Origin of the sequence: Marinobacter sp. SS13-12, from assembly GCF_030227115.1 — a bacterium.
Lineage (GTDB): Bacteria > Pseudomonadota > Gammaproteobacteria > Pseudomonadales > Oleiphilaceae > Marinobacter.
In genome coordinates this window covers 390,064-403,273 of record NZ_JASSUA010000003.1, presented here as the reverse complement: position 1 = coordinate 403,273, position 13,210 = coordinate 390,064, and the positions used below count along the sequence as shown (strand labels likewise).

General features: G+C 58.2%; 14 protein-coding genes. 3 read left to right on the top strand and 11 right to left on the bottom strand.

Annotated features, from left to right (window positions below; all coding sequences use genetic code 11):
• Nucleotides 1–4: 4 nt before the first annotated feature.
• The 11 genes from gorA to gspE all read right to left on the bottom strand — a co-directional run bounded on the left by gorA (nucleotide 5) and on the right by gspE (nucleotide 9,985).
• Entirely contained in the window at nucleotides 5–1,366 is a 1,362-nt protein-coding gene (gorA, locus tag QPL94_RS17785; RefSeq protein WP_285359237.1) for a glutathione-disulfide reductase, read from the bottom strand.
• 34 nt (nucleotides 1,367–1,400) lie between these two features.
• The gene (locus tag QPL94_RS17780) at nucleotides 1,401–2,066 is read right to left on the bottom strand and encodes a GNAT family N-acetyltransferase (RefSeq protein ID WP_285359235.1); all 666 of its coding nucleotides are present in this window, start codon (nucleotides 2,064–2,066) and stop codon (nucleotides 1,401–1,403) included.
• Nucleotides 2,067–2,088: 22 nt separating this feature from the next.
• A complete protein-coding gene (locus QPL94_RS17775; RefSeq protein ID WP_285359233.1) occupies nucleotides 2,089–2,619 on the bottom strand; it encodes a type II secretion system protein M in 531 nt (176 codons plus the stop codon).
• Nucleotides 2,620–2,623: 4 nt separating this feature from the next.
• Nucleotides 2,624–3,940 (bottom strand): type II secretion system protein GspL, encoded by a 1,317-nt coding sequence (gene gspL, locus QPL94_RS17770; RefSeq protein ID WP_285359231.1) that lies wholly within the window; start codon nucleotides 3,938–3,940, stop codon nucleotides 2,624–2,626.
• A gap of 104 nt (nucleotides 3,941–4,044) precedes the next feature.
• Nucleotides 4,045–5,064, bottom strand: coding sequence for a type II secretion system minor pseudopilin GspK (gene gspK / locus QPL94_RS17765; RefSeq protein ID WP_285359229.1), 1,020 nt, complete (start codon nucleotides 5,062–5,064; stop codon nucleotides 4,045–4,047).
• Nucleotides 5,064–5,846: a type II secretion system minor pseudopilin GspJ gene (gene gspJ / locus QPL94_RS17760; protein ID WP_285359227.1), complete on the bottom strand. Its 783-nt coding sequence runs from the start codon at nucleotides 5,844–5,846 to the stop codon at nucleotides 5,064–5,066. Before gspJ ends, gspK begins: the two co-directional genes overlap by 1 nt.
• Entirely contained in the window at nucleotides 5,846–6,220 is a 375-nt protein-coding gene (gene gspI, locus QPL94_RS17755; protein ID WP_285359225.1) for a type II secretion system minor pseudopilin GspI, read from the bottom strand. Before gspI ends, gspJ begins: the two co-directional genes overlap by 1 nt.
• Nucleotides 6,217–6,756, bottom strand: a complete 540-nt coding sequence (gspH, locus tag QPL94_RS17750) for a type II secretion system minor pseudopilin GspH (RefSeq protein ID WP_502881559.1) — start codon at nucleotides 6,754–6,756, stop codon at nucleotides 6,217–6,219. The genes gspI and gspH overlap by 4 nt, the downstream gene beginning before the upstream one ends.
• Nucleotides 6,753–7,205 carry a type II secretion system major pseudopilin GspG gene (gspG, locus tag QPL94_RS17745; protein ID WP_285359221.1) on the bottom strand — a complete coding sequence of 151 codons (453 nt, stop codon included), beginning with the start codon at nucleotides 7,203–7,205 and terminating at the stop codon, nucleotides 6,753–6,755. The genes gspH and gspG overlap by 4 nt, the downstream gene beginning before the upstream one ends.
• 55 nt (nucleotides 7,206–7,260) lie before the next feature.
• The gene (gene gspF, locus QPL94_RS17740) at nucleotides 7,261–8,472 is read right to left on the bottom strand and encodes a type II secretion system inner membrane protein GspF (protein WP_285359219.1); all 1,212 of its coding nucleotides are present in this window, start codon (nucleotides 8,470–8,472) and stop codon (nucleotides 7,261–7,263) included.
• A gap of 4 nt (nucleotides 8,473–8,476) precedes the next feature.
• Entirely contained in the window at nucleotides 8,477–9,985 is a 1,509-nt protein-coding gene (gspE, locus tag QPL94_RS17735; RefSeq protein ID WP_285359217.1) for a type II secretion system ATPase GspE, read from the bottom strand.
• 194 nt (nucleotides 9,986–10,179) lie between these two features.
• On the opposite strand from gspE, the gene QPL94_RS17730 reads away from it, so the two are divergent.
• The 3 genes from QPL94_RS17730 (at nucleotide 10,180) to QPL94_RS17720 (ending at nucleotide 13,210) form a co-directional block, all read left to right on the top strand.
• Nucleotides 10,180–10,839 carry a type II secretion system protein N gene (locus QPL94_RS17730; protein WP_285359215.1) on the top strand — a complete coding sequence of 220 codons (660 nt, stop codon included), beginning with the start codon at nucleotides 10,180–10,182 and terminating at the stop codon, nucleotides 10,837–10,839.
• 8 nt (nucleotides 10,840–10,847) lie between these two features.
• Nucleotides 10,848–11,519, top strand: coding sequence for a transglutaminase-like cysteine peptidase (locus QPL94_RS17725; protein WP_285359213.1), 672 nt, complete (start codon nucleotides 10,848–10,850; stop codon nucleotides 11,517–11,519).
• A 98-nt stretch (nucleotides 11,520–11,617) separates the two neighbouring features.
• Nucleotides 11,618–13,210 carry an FAD-binding oxidoreductase gene (locus QPL94_RS17720; protein WP_285359211.1) on the top strand — a complete coding sequence of 531 codons (1,593 nt, stop codon included), beginning with the start codon at nucleotides 11,618–11,620 and terminating at the stop codon, nucleotides 13,208–13,210.

The window sequence follows — 13,210 nt, the reverse complement described above, 5'->3', positions numbered from 1 at the left end:
GCGGTTACGCGACGGGATCACGCATGGTGACGAACTCTTCTGCAGAGGTCGGATGGATACCTATGGTGCTGTCAAATTGTGCCTTGGTGGCACCCGCCTTGATGGCAACAGCGATTCCCTGGGTAATCTCGCCGGCATCCGGCCCTACCATATGCGCACCAAGCACGCGGTCCGATTCATCATCCACCACCAGTTTCATCAGCGAACGCTCGTCCCGCCCGCTGAGGGTGTGCTTCATGGGTTTGAATTCGGAGCGGTAAATGCGCAGTTTATGGCCGGCCTCCCGAGCCTCTGCTTCGGTCAGGCCAACCGTGCCGATATTGGGCTGGCAGAATACGGCTGTGGGGATGCTGCTGTAATCCATTTCTCCCTTGCCATCCCCGAACAGGCGCCGCGAGAGTACCATGCCCTGGGCCAGGGCCACCGGTGTCAGCTGGGGCGTGCCAATCACGTCACCCAACGCCGTAATGGAAGGAACCGCGGTCTGGAAATGATCATCCACCACCACGTGCCCGGAGGCGCTTAGCTGAACCCCCAGTTCTTCCAGGCCAAGGCCGTCCACCAGCGCCCGACGGCCCGTTGCTGCCATGACCAGCCCGGTATTCAGGCGAGAGCCATCGGTCAGGTTGACGGCATAGTGAGCGTTGTCAGTCTCAATGGATTCGATATTGACGCCAAAACGGAGGTTGATACCTTTCTTACGCATTTCCGACGCGGTAAAGTCCCGGACGTCGTCGTCAAACCCCCGCAGGAAGAGCTCTCCGCGGTACAGCAGTGTCGTGTCCACACCCAGACCGGCAAGAATACCGGCAAACTCCACGGCAATGTAACCGCCACCCCAGACCACAGCCTGTTTTGGCAGTTGCGGCAGGTAAAACATCTCGTTTGAGGTAAGAACGCATTCCCTGCCCGGCACCTCAGGCACCACAGGCCAGCTGCCGGTCGCAATGGTAATGTGTTTGCTGGTGAAGGTCTGGTCGCCAACAACTACGGTATTGGCATCGGCCAGTGACGCAGTCCCGTCAATGACTGTCACCCCTGCGTTCTCCAGCATGCGGCCGTAAATGCCATTGAGCCGCTCGATTTCGGCATTCTTGTTGGCCACCAGCCGGGTCCAGTCAAAGGTGACCTGGTCGCCAGGCACGTTCCAGCCATAACCGGCCGCATCCTCTATATCCTCGCCAGCATGGGACCCATAGACGAACAGTTTTTTGGGAACGCAGCCTACATTGACGCAGGTTCCGCCAAGGTAACGTGATTCAACCACAGCTACGCGGGCACCCTTGGCAGCAGACATCCGGGCCAGCCGAACACCGCCGGAACCGGCGCCAATAATGATCAGATCGAAATCCTGCTTGTCAGACACAGCGTCTCCTGTAATACAAAAAAAGACTGTTTGCTTAACCGGGGGCTCTTACGGCCTCTCCGGAGCGGACCTCGCGAAACAGTATGTGGTCTTCAAAATCACCCAGCCGAATGGTGCCAAGGCTGCGGAAGCCCTCTGATTCGTAAAACGGCAGATACCGGCTGTTGCCGGTATCAAGAACAAGACCACTACCGCGAGGGTTTTCTGCGCAGATTTTTTCCACGGTGGACAGCAACATCCGCCCATAGCCCTTGTTCTGGTATTTGGGATTGACCCCCATCAGCGGCAACTGGTGCGCGAGGGGTTGCGGCAGCATTTCCTTTATTTTCTGGTGGTAGTCGAGATAACGACGAGTGCAGGCAAAGCCGGCGGTAAGCACCATGCGGATGCGCCAGCTGATTTGCTCGGCCAGGTTCAACCTGAGTTCAGGCTCACCAATAAACGCAACCGCCACCAGCGTATCATCCACCATCACGCCTATGGCGTCCTGATCCAGTTCGAAGTACAGATCGATCAGTTCCCGCACCGTGGCCCTTACCCGCTGTTCATACCCTGGCCGGCGGTGATCAAACAGGTACTGGAACGTAGGTTCGTCCCGATAGGCGCTGACCAATATCGATATAGCTTCGTTACGGGCACTTGCATCGAGGCGGACAATAGCCGCCTCTGCGCTGTTCTTGTTGTCTGTGCCGTCAGTCATCCTGTGTTCTCCAGTGTTCGTCTCAGATTGTTAACGTAAGGCGTACGGATACCATGCCCGGGGCGTTCTGTCGATCCATGGAGGCCTGATCTATCTGGACGCCATGCCCGGTATTCAGCTGCTCAAGCCAGCTTGCCACCTCGGTAAAGGGTGCACCCTCAAGCCAGACCCGAATGGCGTTGTCACCACTGGGCTCGAAGCGCTGCAGCGACAGCCCTGCCTCTCCGGCACTGCGGGTCACCAGCGACATCAACGCACGGCCGTCTTCCGGGGTGTTAACCGCGGCATTTCCCTGGCCACTACTGGCGCCGGACAGCCTCTGAAGGGAACCCCGATTGGCTTCCAGCCAGGCCAGAAGCTCGGCGGAACGTTCCCGCTCGCTGATGGCGTCATCGTGAAAACTTACCGCAGGTGTCCAGATGGCAAAATAAAGAATGCCCAGCAAAACCGCAATTGCCAAAACGGTTAACGCCTGCTGGTCCCTGCGCGGCAACTGATCATACTGGGCAATCAGTTTACCGACGGCTGGTTGCTCCCTGATTCTGTTCAACATGACGCTATCCTCCTGAAACCGTCAAACGACCGCGGGCGCCGTCAGATTCGTTTACCACTGAGCCGATTTCCGCCTTCAGCCCCTGGCTTGTCAGGCCGTTTCTCAGGGTACTCAACTTGTTGTAGCTGTCTGCCCGCACATCCACTGCCAGCTCTCCACGATTGCGGCTGTAATTGACCGAGTTGAACACGACTGAGCCCGCATCCGGGATTTTTGAGTACTGCTCGCCGGTGTATTTCATCAGGGTGATAAACCCGGCAGCGGGGCCATCCGATTGCATCTGGCGCAACTGGCCCTCAACCACCCTGCGCACGTTGCGCGCATCCGTTCTTGAATCATTCGGAAACGCCTGGCGATAAAGCGCCATGGCCTCTTGTTGGAGCTGGTCAGCTTTCTGCTGGTGGTAAAGCCCCATGCCTACCTCGACACCGATCTGGATGACGAACCAGACACTGGCCACGGCGATCAGTGGCTTCCAGGGGGCCAGGGCGCTGGATTTACGGGAACGAACGCTGTACTCGCCCTGGCAGAGATTGATCGGCTGGCAAAGATGGTGGTGATGGGCATGGGCCAGCAGTTCCAGCGGCATCAGCTCAAGGGCCTGTTCTTTCACCGTCAGTCGCCCGGAGGATTTGAGCTCAGCCAGGTCAGCCTGCTGGTGTTCAAACTCGTGTTGAGTGCCGTACACAGTCACCGGCACCTCAGGTACAACCTCCTCAGACGGTGGCAGTGCAAGGGTCTGGGCAAACATCGCAAGGTTACGCGCCTGAACGCTGAGCCACTCGCCCCGATCACTCGCCAACATGGCGGTTTCGCCATCCAGACAGATCGACCAGCCGCCGTCGGTAATGGGAAGCAGGCCGGCATCGGGGTAGATCGCTTCAAGCTTCAAGTGCTCCCATCCGCTGAACATGGCAGCCCACTCCGCCATCCGGTGATGGTCGACCGCCGCCACCCGAAAGCCCTTTTCGGTGCGGTTGCCCAGGGCAAGATGAACACTCTCGATATCCTGGGCAATCTGTTCCTCAACCGCGTAAGGCAATGCCTGGTATACAAACCTGGTCTGCTTGGCGGGAATATCCGCCACACAGAAAAGCGCCTCTTCACCCGGGATCAACCCCACCAGCAGAACGTTCTCAAGGTCGTTCTGGGCCAGCGTCTGTTCAATCTCTTCTTTCGGGTCCGCTGTTCCGCGAGCCTGGGCATCGCCGCTGGCATCAAGCAGAACCCAGTTGAACAGCTGGGCTCCCGGTGTGGCATCGGGAGTGGCGTCAGGGGCCGCATAGGGTGGCCGGGGCCTGACATAAAGGCGATATGACATTTTGAGCGGTTTCCTTTTCGACCCTTGCGGGCGTTTAGTGTCGGTACTGATGGTGTTCCAGGAGCCTCAGCTGCACTCCAGCTGCTCTCCAGCCACTCTCCCAGCTACTCTTCGGAGATGCTGAACGGCTCTTTCGTTATCCGGTTTTTCTGGCCGGTATCACGATGTACTGTCTGCATTTCGCCCTCGGGACTGCGGTAGACCGTGCTTACCAGATTGGCAACCCGGTCATCGTAGGTAATCCGGGACACCACTTCAAAAAAGCGTGTTTGCAGCCCGAGCCCCGTGGATTTAAGCCCCAGGCCGGCGAATTCCGGCTGGGCCAGGAAATCCTGGACCGTCTCGAAGCGCTCTTCCTGGCGCTTCTCAAGAATAGCGTCTGCCTGGGCCTGTGTCAGTTCTTCGTGCAGGGAGCGCAACACGGCGGCAGAAGCGGTATTGACGTTAATACCCAGACCCGCAACCGGCAAAGCTGTTACATGAGGCCTCAACGCCTGATAGGCCTCTTCGGTCATGCCATCAATCAGCCTCAGCTCCGAAACCGTGACGAAAGGCTGGTTTCCGGCCCGGTAAGCAGGCTCCTGCATCAGGTACTGACCATCCTCGGCGCCGTAGGCGCTGACGGTCTGGTCATCCGGGTCGATCCAGTCAATGAGGGCATCGACATTCACCGTGGTGATTTCCAGTACCTGGAGCAGCCGGTTTATCCGGTCCCGCACCAGGGGATCAACCTGCCCGTTACCGCGTACCAGGTCATTGAGATTGATCCGCCCCCCAAGGCCATCAATCTGCACTTCAGCGACGCCATTGTCGTCAATGGGAAGTATCGCGGCATTCTGGGCCCAGAACTCGTCGAGACTGTCCACCATGGCATTGTTATCCTTGTCCTCCTCAAAATCCCGCACAAGGATCTGCCGCGCAAAGGCTTCTGCCCCAAGGGCAACACTATGGCCCTGCTGTTGCGCAAGGTAGTGGCTGGCACGAAACACCCGGACACTTTGTTGTTGGGTCATGCCGCTGGCCAGCATGACCACCAGTGCCATGGCCAACAGCACCATGATCAGTGCCACTCCACCCTGGCGACTGGCAGGTGCGCGAAGCATCAGGGCGTTGCTCTCAGGCATCACTGCACCCCTGTCCCGGAGTTGCCCTGCCCGGCATCATCATCCTGCTGCCGGGTATCAGTGTCGTCCTCATCAGCTTGCGATTCATTGGCCGCATTAATAATGCCCTGGGCCTGGCTGTTGTCGAAATCTGGCAGGGTAAATGTCCGCACCAGTTCCCCGAAGCGCTCATGCGTCAGGGTAATTTCAATACCGAGCGGCAACGGGATATCCGGGCGACTGCCGGGATTCATGTTTGCCATGCTGGTCTCGTCAGGCCAGTTGTCGCGCCAGTTACGCTGGTCGTCCAGGAAGCGAACCGCAAAATCAGTCACATCCGCCAGCAGCATCAGGTCCTGGCTGTTGTCTTCCTGACCCTGGTCAATCGAAACCCAGTAGCGGCGGCGCAATTCATCACCGGTGTATTCCCAGGCAACCCGCTGTAACGTGCTGCGGCGGGTACCAAGCGGATTGCGCCACCCCTGGCGGGTCAGCATCAGCGCAAAATCGTCTTCACGACTGGTCAGTGCCGGATTGTAGTCGCCGTAAATGTCCCGGCCGGGCCGATTGACGATCTGTGTGATATCCCGCTCGAGAAGCAGCATGGTGCGCTGAACGGAATCGAACTGATCAGCAACTTCATTCACCCGGTCCCTGGACATGACCACGTTGCCCAGTACCTGCCAGACCCCGAGGCCAATCACCGCGGTAATCGTGACCGCAATCAGCATTTCCATCAGCGTGAAGCCGTTGCGGACAACGGGCTGCCCTGACCGCAGTTGTTTAAGCGCCGACACAGACATCAGCTGTCCCCAATAAAGGCAGACAGGGTATGTACCGGCGGGGGATCGGATTCATTCCCGCGGAAGCGTGCAACGGTGACCTCTACCCGTAATATGGACGGATCTTCAGTGCCCAGCACGGCGGTTTTAACCTGCCAGCGGAAGGGGCCATAGTCCATGTCGTCAGTGTTTTCGGAGATCTCCGGCAGGTTTTCCTGCAGCCGGAGTTCATTGATGCGGTTATCGGCAACCCAGCCTGCCAGGGTCTTGTCCCGTATGCGCTCGTAGCTGGAAATATACTGGCTGCCCACTTCAGCAGCGGCCGTTGCAATCAGGCCAAACACCAGCAGCGCAACCAGAACCTCGATCAGTGTAAAGCCGCGCTGGGTGTTCATGCGTCGTTGTTCCCTTCACTACCCGGGTGACGCCACTCCATTGGGGAAAATCCATCCGAAGCGATGGTATGCATCCTGGAATCGTCCCTGCCGAGGGTGAATTCCAGTTCAAACGGCGTCGTCTCACCACTGGAGAAAAACACAACGTCCGGCCGCAGGCGGTCTTCTTCGGAGGCCAGTCTGGGGGTGTCGTTCTCGATAAACTCGGTGACCGTTATCCACTCCGGAAACCCACGCAGCCGGAACATTGGCTCCCCCGAGACTTTCCACTCTCCGCTCAGGTCTTCCCAGGCGACAAAGCGATAGCCTTCTTCGTCCAGAACCAGGCCCAGCTCGGTATTGTTGAGCACTGCCTGCTCAGAGGCGGTCTGCATCAGAAGATACAACTCCCGTATTTCATTCTCCATTTCCCGATCCCGGGAGCTGCCGCCCATGGTCATAACCGCCAGGGACGCCAGCAAACCTATCACGACCAGGACAACGAGTATTTCGATCAGCGTAAAGCCTGAGTGTCGCGCCCCGGATCGCACAATCAGTCCCTGACGTTCCAGACACTGATGTCGGCGTCATCGCCCTCGCCACCTTCGCGGCCATCCGCACCATAGGAAAAGAGGTCGTAAGGGCCTTCAGTACCGGGGCTGATGTATTGATATTCGTTACCCCAGGGGTCTTCGGGAACACTGTTCAGGTAGCCCTCGGGGTTCCAGTTCCGCGGTTCGGGGTTACCGCTGGGCTTGGACACCAGTGCTTCAAGCCCCTGCTGTGTGGAGGGATAATTGCTGTTGTCGAGGCGGTAGAGGTCAAGGGCGTTGGCAATATTGCTCATTTGTGTTTCGGCGACCGTAACCCTGGCCTGGTCGCTTCGCCCCATGATGTTCGGCGCCACGATCGCTACCAGCAGGCCCAGGATGACCATTACCACCATGATTTCGATGAGGGTAAAACCCCGTTGTGCAGTCTGGTATTTCATTGTCTTGCTCTTCATTGTTCCATGTCTCTGGGTTTGAAAATGGGTCGGCAGGCAACACCTGGACTACGGGCTAGCCAACCAGATTACTCATGTTGAGAATCGGGAGCATGATGGCCAGCACAATAATGAGGACCACCACGCCCATTAACAGCAACATCATGGGCTCGAACAGGCCCACGATGGCCGCGATCTTTGATTGCAGGGTCTTCTCCTGCATGGTGGCTGTCCGCTCCAGCATGCTGTCCAGTTCGCCACTGGCCTCCCCGCTGGCAATCATGTGCAGCATCATCGGCGGGAAATAGCCAGTCTGATCCAGTGACCGATGCAGGGAACCGCCTTCGCTCACCTTCCTGGCCGCGTCCCTCAGTTCCTGGCGCAGGTAATCATTGGATAATACCTCGCCTGCAATTCGCATCGCATCCACCAGGGGAACACCGCTGGTGGTCAGAATACTGAGAGTACTGGCATAACGGGCGGTATTGACGCCACGAACCATGCCTGCCAGTAATGGCATATTCAGCAGACTTTTATGAAACCTCATCCGGAACGCCGGCTTGCGCAAGGACCACCGGAATGCGGCGATCGCGGCGATAATCAGTATCAGGAGATAGACACCGAAATCTCCCAAAAAATCCGACACCGCCAGCATGGCCGACGTCAGTGCCGGCAATTCCTGCCCCTGCTTCACAAACACTTCAATGATGTCCGGCACCACGTAGGTCAGCAGGAAAACCACAATGGAGATGGCAACAACACTGAGAATCATCGGGTAGATCGCGGCAAGCTGGATCTTCTGCCGTGACTCCTGACGGGCCTCGGTGTAGTCCGCAAGGCGATTAAGAACCAGGTCAAGGTGCCCTGCGTGCTCACCGGCAGCCACTGTGGAGCGATACAGCCGCGGGAAGGCCCGTGGAAACTCCCCCAGACTGTCGGCCAGGCTGTACCCTTCCATGACTTTCGCGCGGATGGCGATCAACATGCTGCGAATCCGCGGGCTGGATGACTGCTGGGACGCCGCCGACAAAGCCTGCTCAATGGGAATACCCGACTGTATCAGTGTTGCCAGCTGCCGGGTGACAAGTGCAAGATCGGCCGTTGCCAGGCCGCCCCGGCTGCTCAGTGGGTTGCTGCGGGTCTGCTTTTCGGTGGCCGGCTCAACCGCCAGCGGTGTCAGCCCCCTTTCGCGCAGTTGCTGGCGTACCGCCCGAGGTGCATCCGCCTCAACGACACCCTGTTTCTGTTTGCCACGGCTATCAAGAGCTTTGTATTCGAACGCTGGCATGAATCTACTTGCTCCGGTGGGTCACACGAAGGACCTCTTCGACCGTGGTCACCCCATCCAGGATTTTCTGAACGCCATCGGCGTGGATACTCGGGCCGTGGAGCCGGGCCTCGTGCTCCAGGTCCAGCTCCCCTGCCCGCTTGTGGATCAGGGTGCTGATGTTTTCGTTCACCTCAACCACCTCATAAATACCTATACGACCGCGGTAGCCCAACTGGTTGCAGTGCTCGCAGCCTTTGGAGCGGTAGATGGTGGGCGGTCGGGCCGGATCCTGCTGCAAAAACTCACAGTGCTCTTCACTGGGTTCGTAGGGCTCCCGGCAGTCCTTGCAGAGCACCCGCACCAGACGCTGGGCAACGATACCCACCAGACTGGAAGAAATCAGGAATGGCTCGATACCCATATCCATGAGACGGGTGATGGCACCCACGGCGGTGTTGGTGTGCAGGGTCGACAATACCAGATGGCCGGTCAGGCTGGCCTGAACTGCAATTTCGGCGGTTTCAAGGTCCCGGATCTCACCAATCATCACCACGTCCGGATCCTGGCGCAGAATCGCCCTCAAGCCCCGGGCGAAGGTCATATCCACCTTGGTATTGACCTGGGTCTGCCCGATACCCGGAAGGTTGTACTCGATGGGGTCCTCAACGGTCAGGATGTTACGGCTGCGGTCGTTGATCTCCTGCAGTGATGCGTAAAGTGTTGTGGACTTACCGGAGCCGGTGGGACCGGTGACCAGCAGGATGCCGTAAGGACGGTAGATCAGCTTGCGCAGCACCTTCAGATCGTTGCCCGCCATGCCCAGGGATTCCAGGCGTATGGCGCCGGCCTGCTTGTCGAGCAGGCGCAATACCACCCGTTCGCCGCTGGAAGACGGCATGGTGGAGACCCGGATATCCACTTCCCGACCGGCGACACGAAGGGCAATACGACCGTCCTGGGGCACGCGCTTCTCGGCAATATCCAGTTTCGCCATAACCTTGATACGGGACACCAGCAACGGGGCCAGGGCCCGCTTGGGCTGCACCACTTCCCGCAGCACACCGTCGACCCGGAAACGCACCACCAGGCGGGTTTCATAGGTTTCAATATGCACATCCGAGGCACTGGACTTGACCGCCTCCGTCAGGATGGCGTTGATCAGCCGGATAATGGGGGCGTCGTCTTCCTGCTCCAGCAGGTCTTCGGTTTCCGGTACCGAGTCAGCCAGGGAGGCCAGGTCCATATCGTCGCCGATGCCTTCAACCATTTGCATGGCTTCGGCGGAATCGTTCTGGTAGGCCGCGTTCAGGGCGGCATCAAACCTTGCCGGCTCAATGGTGGAAAACCTGGCCCGGCCACCACTGATGCGATTGGCTTCTGCAAGCGCTGAATGGCCAGCGCCGGGGCGCACCAGGATCACCGGTTCGCCATGGTCATCACGGGTCAGAATCACGCCATTGCGCTTGGCAAACGTGAAAGGAAGACGGCCCAGCGGAGCATCCTGCGGCTGAAGTTCTGTATCTGTGTCCAAGATCGTCCTCGCTTTGTTGCCGGGGCCGGAAGACGAGAGTTCCAGAATCCCTTTTTATTCAATTAATTCAGAAAGGCTACCATAGGATATGGAACCGCTGAATAACTCTATACACTATACTGCCAATAAAACTTTGCAGTCTGATAACCTGTGAGCCTTTTGCCGGCTCTCATCAGCGCTTTTCGGGACAATCCATGCTTTTAACCAGCTCGAGGTTACCACTGATACTCGCCACCGTCGCAGGCATTACCATGGTGACTGTGACAGCCTGGCAGGGATATCGTTTCTGGCAGACCGAAACTGATACAACCGCAGCCACGGACCCTGCAACAAATGCAAAGGCAACATCCGCTATGCCGCAGGAACCGGACATCAATCTGGCCTCACTTGACCTGTTTGGCAAAGCCGGCGAGACAGAGAGCCAGGCCGAAGCGGACACCGAAAACCTGCCGGAAACCAATCTGCGGCTGTTCCTCAGGGGTGTACTCGCGGCATCCGGTGATTTTCCCGGCAGCGCGCTGATCGAAGATGACAAGAGCACAACCGAAGCCTACCTTGTAGGCGATGAGCTGCCCGGCAATGCCACGCTTCGTTCCGTGCGCGCCAACCGTGTCATTATTGAAAGGGGAGGCAAGCTGGAAAACCTCTATTTTCCGGAGGATGAAGATCGCTCGGGCCTCTCCCTGGCATCCAGCCAAACAACCAGCGATGTGGACGAATCACAGACACAGGCCCGGTCTGCCGATACAAGCCAGTCTTCATCGTCTGGTGCCGGTGGCGACAGTGAGCAACGCCGGGAAGAAATTCGCCGGCGGCTGGAGCAGCTTCGTGAACGTCTGAGAAGCAACAACTGAGGATACCCATGGAGACGGCCGCACTTATTCCCCGAAGCCGTTGCTCCCTGCTTTCTTTGCTTCCCATCTTGCTGATGGTGACCACACTGACGGTGGCGGCACTTGAGCTCGGTGAACGCTTGATGGACTACGTGCGGTCCGAGTTTGGCGATGCGGCCCACGGCCGCCTGGAAACCTGGCAGAACCTCCACAACATGGCTGCAAACGCGCCTGTCGACCGGCAGCTCAGGCTGGTCAATTCCTTTTTCAATCGCGCCCGCTTCGTGAGCGATATCGAGCACTGGGGCGAGGAAGACTACTGGGCCACTCCGGTTGAACTGCTGACCACCAACGGTGGTGACTGTGAGGATTTCTCCATCGCCAAGTACCTGACACTGAAGTCCATGGGTGTACCGGATGAACAGCTGCGCATCGTTTACGTCAAGGCCCTGGAGCTCAATCAGGCGCACATGGTGCTCGCCTGGTACCCGGAGCCGGATGCGGACCCGCTGATACTCGACAACCTCATCAACGACATTAAACCTGCATCCCAACGCACTGATCTTGAACCGGTATACAGTTTCAATGGCGATGGTCTCTGGCTCAATCGTTCTGGAGATAGCAGTCAGCGTATCGGCAATGCCGAGGGGCTCTCTCACTGGAAGGACCTCAACAGCCGGCTCATAGACAGCCTCCGGTGACGCCATAAGACACAACACTTGTCGCCAGGTGACATAGCCGCCGCAACAAATGCCGGTACAATTCCGGGCATATTCAAACCACTTGAAGGATGGCCAATATGCGACGTTGGAATGGCTGGGGCGACGACCAGTTCAACCTTGAACTACCCGACGGGGGACGCCAGTTCCTTCAGGAGCGCATCGGCACGGCCACCCCGCTCAGCGACACGTCCCTTGAAGCTGCCTGTGCACAGGTGCCCGCCAGCCGTTTGCCACAGCACTCCGACGTGGCCACAAGCGCAGAAGACCGGGTGCGCCACGCTCGCGGCCAGAGCCTGGCTGACTGGCTTGCCATGCGCAGTGGCGATTTCGGCGTGTTTCCGGATGGTGTGGCCTACCCGGAATCGTCTCAGGACGTGAAAAGCTTGCTGCGCTATGCCGAAGAGCATGGTATTTCAGTCATACCTTACGGTGGCGGAACCAGTGTTGCCGGTCATATCAATCCCGTTGATAGTGAGAGCCCGGTGCTGACGGTGGATATGGGTCGCATGAACCGGCTTATCGACCTCGACAGGCAAAGCCAGATTGCCACCTTCGGTGCCGGCACGCCGGGCCCGCTGGTGGAATCCCAGTTGCGGGCACTGGGATACACACTCGGGCACTTTCCCCAGTCGTTCGAGCTCTCCACCATTGGTGGCTGGGTGGCCAGCCGTTCCAGTGGTCAGCAGTCGCTACGCTATGGCCGCATCGAGCAGTTATTCGCCGGTGGCCGCATCGAGACCTTGAAGGGCACGCTGGATATTCCAACCATTCCCGCGTCCAGTGCCGGCCCGGATATCCGTGAAATGATTCTCGGCTCTGAAGGCCGCATTGGCCTGATCACCGAAGTGAAGGTACGGGTCACGCCCCTGCCCGCCCATGAAAGCTTCCACGTGGTGTTTTTCCCCAACTGGGACAAGGCCCGAACCGCGTGCCGCCAGCTGGTTCAGAACCGCACTCAGCTATCCATGCTGCGCCTGAGCAATGCCACCGAAACCGAGACCCAGCTTGCCCTGGCCGGCCATCCCGCGCTGATTGGCATGCTCGAGTCCTATCTGTCCCTGCGGGGGTCTAAAAACGGCAAATGCATGATGACCTTCGGCATAACCGGCAGCAAGCGCCAGTGTAACAATGCCCTGAAAGAAACCCGGGCAATCTGCAGTGAATACGATGGCATCTACACCGGCAAGAAACTGGGCGATAAATGGGCCGCTAAACGCTTCACCATGCCCTATCTGCGAGAAGCCCTCTGGCAGCTCGGCTACGCCGTCGACACCCTGGAAACCGCGACCGACTGGGATAACGTGGACAACCTCCTGAACCGGATTGAAGAAAACCTTCGTAACCGGTTGAATGAAAGGAAAGAGTCGGTTCATGTCTTCACTCATCTTTCGCATTTCTATACCCAGGGCTGCAGCATCTACACCACCTATGTGTTCCGGGTTGCCGACAGCTACGACGAAACCCTGGCCCGGTGGAAGACCCTGAAAGACAGTACGTCCGCTGTTATCGTCAACAACCGCGGCACCATCAGCCATCAACATGGTGTCGGCAAGGACCACGCCCCTTTCCTGCCGGTGGAGAAAGGCGAGCTGGGTATGCTGGCCATTGGCTCACTGTGCCAAACCTTTGATCCGGCCGGCCTGTTAAACCCCAAAACCCTGGTTGAATGA

Bases quoted from the DNA above. Each gene is read 5' to 3' on its own strand.
- gspJ (WP_285359227.1), bottom strand. From the start codon at position 5,846: ATGTCTGTGTCGGCGCTTAAACAACTGCGGTCAGGGCAGCCCGTTGTC.
- QPL94_RS17725 (WP_285359213.1), top strand. From the start codon at position 10,848: ATGGAGACGGCCGCACTTATTCCCCGAAGCCGTTGCTCCCTGCTTTCT.
- gspG (WP_285359221.1), bottom strand. From the start codon at position 7,205: ATGAAGAGCAAGACAATGAAATACCAGACTGCACAACGGGGTTTTACC.
- gspI (WP_285359225.1), bottom strand. From the start codon at position 6,220: ATGAACACCCAGCGCGGCTTTACACTGATCGAGGTTCTGGTTGCGCTG.
- gspL (WP_285359231.1), bottom strand. From the start codon at position 3,940: ATGTCATATCGCCTTTATGTCAGGCCCCGGCCACCCTATGCGGCCCCT.
- QPL94_RS17780 (WP_285359235.1), bottom strand. From the start codon at position 2,066: ATGACTGACGGCACAGACAACAAGAACAGCGCAGAGGCGGCTATTGTC.
- gspK (WP_285359229.1), bottom strand. From the start codon at position 5,064: ATGCCTGAGAGCAACGCCCTGATGCTTCGCGCACCTGCCAGTCGCCAG.
- QPL94_RS17730 (WP_285359215.1), top strand. From the start codon at position 10,180: ATGCTTTTAACCAGCTCGAGGTTACCACTGATACTCGCCACCGTCGCA.
- QPL94_RS17720 (WP_285359211.1), top strand. From the start codon at position 11,618: ATGCGACGTTGGAATGGCTGGGGCGACGACCAGTTCAACCTTGAACTA.
- QPL94_RS17775 (WP_285359233.1), bottom strand. From the start codon at position 2,619: ATGTTGAACAGAATCAGGGAGCAACCAGCCGTCGGTAAACTGATTGCC.
- gspF (WP_285359219.1), bottom strand. From the start codon at position 8,472: ATGCCAGCGTTCGAATACAAAGCTCTTGATAGCCGTGGCAAACAGAAA.